Source organism: Bacteroidota bacterium, assembly GCA_034723125.1.
Lineage (GTDB): Bacteria > Bacteroidota > Bacteroidia > CAILMK01 > JAAYUY01 > JAYEOP01.
Map to the genome: position 1 here is coordinate 1 of JAYEOP010000269.1, position 6,537 is coordinate 6,537.

The window sequence follows — 6,537 nt, forward strand, 5'->3', positions numbered from 1 at the left end:
GTTTTGAAGAAGTATATGAAAAACTCTGAAAACCCTTTGGGAACAAAGATAATAAACAATCTGACTGCGTTAAAATTTTTCTCAATAGCTACGGCTATTCAGAAAAATTTGTGCCTTGCATCTTATTCATTATCTTTGTTTCTTAAAAGAAATGTATTCATAGAACCTCCCTAAATATTAATTTTTAATACAAATCTATTTAAATATTTATTATCTTTGCTATTACAAAAATGTCAAAAAGGATATAATTTGAATTTTTAAGACTTGGTTAGTAGCAGTTTAAGAAGTAAAAATAATTATTGTAAACGTTTGCCATTGTGCAAACAAAAATATTTGAGCTATGAAAAAAATATCTGTAATTTTAATGATGGTTTTTGTTCTTACGGGAACAATCTATGGACAACAAAAGCAATCAATTGCTGTGTTGGGAATTGAATCAAAAAATCTGGATTATGATTTTGAATCCATAACAGACCTTGTACGAATTGAATTAGAGAAAACAAATGTTTACGAGGTTATGGATAAGTATGATATGAAGGATTTTATCAAAGAAAAAAATATTGAGATTTGTTATGGAAAGACACGTCTTATTGATGCAGGAAAAACTCTTAATGTTGATAATATGCTCACAGGGAGTATTGTTAAGTTGGGTGGGAAAATAATTATTTCCTTTAGATTGATTGATGTAAATAAAGCAATTGTGAAAAAATCTGAGATTAGTGAGTATGTTGATATGCCAGATTATATTCAAAATATGGTTGGTGTTTCAATAAACAATATTCTGGATAGGCCAAATGATCCTAATGTTGTTAATAGGTTGAGTGTTACAAACACACTTCTTAATATTCCACAGGAGACATTAAAGTTAACAGGACCAAGAATTGGAGTTGCTTATATCTCCGGAGATTTTGGTGATAGGTTACAAGCATCTATTGGCGATGGGGGTTGGGACGCATATCCGGTTATGACTCAGTTTGGTTATCAGTTTGAAACACAGTATATCAGTACAGGAAATTTTCAGGCTTTGGTGGAATATCTGATTATGTTTAGTGGTATGGCACAAGGCATGTTTGTTCCCAGTTTGGTATTAGCGAATGGTTTTAGGTCAAATAAAACAGGATGGGAGATTGCATTTGGTCCGTCTTTTACTTTAAAAAGAATATCAGAAGGTTTTTATGATGATAAGAACTTCTTAAATGAGGGGGCAGGAAAATGGTTGCCAAAAAGCAGATTTGATGAAATAGATCCAAATGATAGGGTAGAGGAAGGATATGAAATAGAAGAACGTGTTGATAAAAATGGTGACATTGAATTTGGTGCAGGTTGGGTATGGTCAATTGGTAAAACATTTAAATCAGGTAACCTTAATATTCCTTTAAATTTATATGCTTCACCAAAAAAATCAGGTGGATACTATGGTGCATCAGTTGGATTTAACTTAAATAAATCTTACAAAAAATAAGATATTGCTGACTAATTGTATTAAAAAATTTTTAAACTACAATCTCATTATATAAAAATAGATAGTTTTCTAAGAGGCACTAAATAGGTTCAATGTTGATTTGTGGCAAATTTGATTACCCACAGTATTTGACATAGAACAAAAAAAATCCTTATCGGCAATGCCAATAAGGATTTTTTCAAAATGTTTAAATAGTTTATTCAACAACTTCTTCCAATTCTTTCTTTTCTTCTTTTTTCTTTTCAGGTCTTATAATTTTCATTTCATCAATCAGATTTTTAGCACCGGCAAATTTATCAATTACAAAAAGAACGTATCTGATATCAACATTAATAGTTCTTTGTAATTCAGGCTCAAAAGCAATATCTCCACTCATTGCTTCCCAGTTTCCGTCAAAAGCAATACCTGTTAAATTTCCCTCTCCGTCAAGAACAGGGCTTCCTGAATTACCACCTGTAATATCATGATCGGTAAGAAAACAAACTTTCATTACTTTGTTGCCGGCTTCATCAGTTACACCATATTCTCCAAAATCTTTATTATCATATAATTCTTTAAGTTTTGGGGAAACAATAAATTCATCATCTGTTGGGTCTTCTTTCTCTATTATACCTTTCATTGTAGTGTAATAGTTGTAATGCACAGCATCGGAAGGATAATAATCCTGAACCGTTCCATAAGTAACTCTCATTGTAAAGTTTGCATCTGGATAAAACTTTTTATCTTTTTTCATTTTCATTAAACCGTCAATAAACAATCTGTCGGCTTTAGCTTTTTGAACTTTTGCAACTTTGCTTTTGTCTAAAATTGATATATAGACATCAACGAATTGCTTCATTACGTTAAATCCCGGGTCTTTTTTTATCGTTTTAGCTTTAGGATTTTCAAGGAATTCAAGAATTCTTTCTTTAGAAACAAAGATTGATTTATCAAAAACATATTCTGCATATTCGTCAAAATTACCATCAAATTTTTTCATGATGTAACTGTATATTTCCGGATGAAATTCTTTGTCAACATTTTCAAAATACATTTTCATCATTGCTCCGAAAATCTTTTTGTCTGTTTCAAAATTATAATCCTTAAAATGTTTGTCAAGATTGGATTTATAATAATTAACATATCTTTCTAACCTCCCTTCTGCCACTTCATCAGCAGTTAATAATTTGTATAATCCTCTGTAACTATTGGCAAGAGTTATAAACTCAGCTCCACGATAAATGGCTTCAAAGAAATAATTAGAAGGAACTTCATATTTTGATAAAACCTTATAAGCTTCTTGATAATCAGACATTACATTTCCATATTTTTGAATGTTTTTATCACTTTTAGAAAACCATTTTTGGAAATCTTTTTCCAATGCTAATTTTTTATCATAAACGTGCAAACGCTTAAGACCTCTTGACTGTCCTTGAAAATATTTCCAGTAATTTGCAGTGTGTGCATATTTTGTAGCATACATTATTCTAACTTTTTCACAAGCATCCATATCCTCTTTCATAAGCTCAAGTTTCACTGTTCTTATGTCAACAATAGATGGATTTTTATGTTTTAAAGCCAAATTAATTCCATAAGAAGTAAGGTATCTTTCCGTTGTTCCCGGATTTCCCATTATCATTGAAAAATCACCTTTTTTCTTTGGTTTTAAAGAAATTGGTAAAAAATGTTTTGGATGATAAGGAACATTTTCTTCAGAGTAGTCAGCAGGATTTCCATCGGGAGCACAATAAACTCTGAACATTGAAAAATCACCTGTATGACGAGGCCACATCCAGTTATCGGTATCGGCACCAAATTTTCCTATTGATGTTGGAGGTGCACCTACAAGACGTACATCTGTAAATTCTTCATAAAGAAAAAGATAATAATTATTTCCAGCAAAAAAACTTTTTACTTCTGTAAGATAATGATTGTCGGCATTAGCTTCACCTTCAATTTCCTTTGAGTTTTTTCGTATTATAGAATCTCTGTCATACTCTGTTGTTCCTTCATCTATGCCATCTAAAACGTCATCGGTAACATCTTCAATGCTAATAAGAAATTTAACAGACAAGCCTTCATTAGGTAATTCTTGATCTCTGCTTTTTGCCCAAAAACCGTTTTTGAGATAATCGTGTTCAACTGTGCTGTGAGATTGAATTTGTCCAAAACCACAATGGTGATTTGTTAAAATTAATCCGTCAGGAGATACCATTTCCCCTGTACAGCCGCCACCAAAAATAATAATTGCATCTTTAAGACTTGATTTATTTACATTATAAATATCTTCGGGTGTTAACTTTAACCCAAGAGCTTTCATCTCTTCGTAATTATTGGTCAATAAAAATGGTAACCACATCCCCTCATCAGGTGGATTGATTGGTTTTGCTATGCTTGAAGAAAGGATAACAAACAAACTTACTAAAAGTATTAAGTATTTTTTCATTAGATTTAAATTTGATTAAAAAAAATATTCCGCAAAAGTAATAAATTGAATAATGTTATAGAAAAAATTAACAAAAAAAAATAATTCTTATAAAGTTGAAATATATAAATTTGCCTAAACAAAAAAAATAGGATTATGTCAGGACACAGTAAATGGTCAACAATAAAAAGAAAAAAAGGTGCAAATGATGCCAAAAGGTCAAAGATATTTTCAAAACTTGTAAAAGAAATTCAAATTGCTACAAAGATGGGCGGTCCTGACCCCGATGGAAATCCTCGCCTTAGATTAGTAATCCAAAATAGTAAATCTGAAAATCTTCCTAAGGAAAATATTGATAGAGCTATAAAAAAAGGCTCGGGTGATGATGGAACAACTTATGAAGAAGTTACTTTTGAAGGATATGGCTCTCATGGAGTAGCTATTTTTGTAGAAAGCACTACCGATAATAATAACAGAACTGTTTCTAACATTCGTTCCTATTTTACAAAATTTAACGGAAGCCTTGGCAAAACAGGTTCCCTCAGTCATATATTTACACAAAAAGGAGTATTTACCTTTAAGGTTCCTGAAATGGATACCGATGAACTTGAATTAGAACTCCTTGACTATGCTGAAGAAATTGAAATTGAAGATGGCTATATAACTGTAACTTCTGCTCGTGAAGATTTTGGAAATATCCAGAAAAAGCTTGATGAACTAAATATTGATATAGAAAATGCTGGTTTAAAAAGAATTCCAAACATGACAAAAGAACTATCAGTAAGTAAATTTCAATCTATAATGAAACTTATTGATACAATTGAAGAAGACGATGATGTTCAAGAAGTGTATCACGATATCGAACTAACAGATGAACTTGTTGATAGTATTGAATAAAATTATAGGGAAATAGGTGGGAAAGAGGTACTTATAAAAACCAGTCTTCAGTTGGCAGTCTTCAGTCGGCAGTCTTCAGTTGGCAGTCTTCAGTCGGCAGTCTTCAGTCGGCAGTCTTCAGTCGGCAGTCTTCAGTCGGCAGTCGGCAGTCCCTCAATCGCGATGCGATATATCCAATTATCTAACTGGATAGATCTTCACGACAAACAGAAGGCGTGTAGTCAAAAACAGTCCTCAGTCTCCAGTAGGTAGCCAAATTACCAATCCTGAAATTTCCAATATAATAATTTGAGTTTTTACCTTATAATTTCTCCTCAAGGAGAAAAAACAAAAGAGGTAAAAAAGAAGAAAAAACTCAAATTATGGATTTATAAAGTAAAATAGATATTTTTTACAACAGAAAATCCTTAACCCCCATTTTACAATTTCCTTTGCTACAGACTAAGGATAAATTGGAAAAAAACTTGAAAAAGCACTTAAATTGGTAATTTCTTTAATAACAGATAATCAATAGGTAGCAGGTTTAGTTAGATGATAGTCTTCAGTCGGCATCCTGAATCTTGCATCCTGAATCTTGCATCCTGCATCCTGAATCCTGAATCTTGCATCCTACATCTTGAATCCTGCATCTTGAATCCTGTATCCTGTATCTTGCATCCTGCATCCTGTTCTATCCCTGTGTTACTACTCCCGTTGAATAATTTAATTCCGAACCAAACATACTGTGAGGAATGGAAAATATTATAAGTGTAACAATTGCAGCTATCCAAATCCAGTATAATCGTTCTTTTTTCAAATTGGCAAATACTGCAATTGACCAAAAAATAAAAGCGATTAATAATTTATTATCAGTTAAATCCCAGCCATTAGGTACTCCTGCCCAATATTCATTAAACGCAAAATTTTGAACAATAGGACCTAAGATTAATCCGCCAGCAATTAAAAGAATGTAAGTAATTACAGAATATATTTTGTAATTCTTTTTCTTGAATACAGCCATTAAACCTGTAAGATTTGCAAACATCATTGCAAAAAACATAAAGAAAATATGCGGAATTAAAATATAAGCGGGAACGCCTCCTTTAAAACGAATTACAACAGGATTCTCTTTAGAAATTTCTACAAATTCCAATTTTTCTTTTAAAACAATGTAATACTGCAATTTACCGGCAGGAGGTTGTACAGGAAGCTCCGCTATAATTTTATTCCCTTCTTTTTTGAATTCAACTTTTGTATATTTTTCATTAACAGGGTATCGATGATAAAATAACTCAGCAGAAATATCTTTGTTCTGAATATCCAATTCAATAAAACATTTGTCTTGCCCACCATGACTCCTTAGTAATTCCAAATTATATTCATGCCCATTGAAATTTATATCTAACTTTTGAGGATAGGTAGGACCTGTCATTCTTTGATAATAAGCTGCAAGCAAAGTGATAATTATTGCCAAAATCCATAAAACCCACATTCTTTTCATAATTCAAAACTTTTATGTTCAGGGCAAAAATAAATTTATTTTGTGGAATAATGAGTAGTTTAGGATTTGTATAAAGCATAACCGAAACACCTCTTATAACTCAAGGCATTTTAGGTGTATATATTAACCGAAAACTACCCACTCTATTAACCGAAAAAGTACCAGTCGTATTTATTAATAATGAATATTGACCACGTTCGCTGTAGCTTTAGCGGTTGCGAAACAAGGAATAAAGAATTTTGAAGTAAAAAGAAGATGCTGAGCAACTTTTGTGGTCAGCAAATTTCATTATTC

5 protein-coding genes are annotated in these 6,537 nt (G+C 31.7%); 2 read left to right on the top strand and 3 right to left on the bottom strand.

What is annotated here, in order from left to right:
• Positions 1-340 precede the first annotated feature (340 nt).
• Positions 341-1,462 (top strand): hypothetical protein, encoded by a 1,122-nt coding sequence (locus U9R42_07420; protein ID MEA3495850.1) that lies wholly within the window; start codon positions 341-343, stop codon positions 1,460-1,462.
• A 196-nt stretch (positions 1,463-1,658) separates the two neighbouring features.
• Here U9R42_07420 and U9R42_07425 read toward each other — a convergent pair whose 3' ends face one another.
• Positions 1,659-3,887 (bottom strand): S46 family peptidase, encoded by a 2,229-nt coding sequence (locus U9R42_07425; GenBank protein ID MEA3495851.1) that lies wholly within the window; start codon positions 3,885-3,887, stop codon positions 1,659-1,661.
• Positions 3,888-4,022: 135 nt separating this feature from the next.
• On the opposite strand from U9R42_07425, the gene U9R42_07430 reads away from it, so the two are divergent.
• Positions 4,023-4,763, top strand: a complete 741-nt coding sequence (locus U9R42_07430) for a YebC/PmpR family DNA-binding transcriptional regulator (protein ID MEA3495852.1) — start codon at positions 4,023-4,025, stop codon at positions 4,761-4,763.
• Between the two features lie 541 nt (positions 4,764-5,304).
• Here U9R42_07430 and U9R42_07435 read toward each other — a convergent pair.
• The gene (locus U9R42_07435) at positions 5,305-5,427 is read right to left on the bottom strand and encodes a hypothetical protein (protein MEA3495853.1); all 123 of its coding nucleotides are present in this window, start codon (positions 5,425-5,427) and stop codon (positions 5,305-5,307) included.
• Between the two features lie 6 nt (positions 5,428-5,433).
• Positions 5,434-6,243, bottom strand: a complete 810-nt coding sequence (locus tag U9R42_07440) for a hypothetical protein (protein MEA3495854.1) — start codon at positions 6,241-6,243, stop codon at positions 5,434-5,436.
• Between the last annotated feature and the right edge of the window lie 294 nt (positions 6,244-6,537).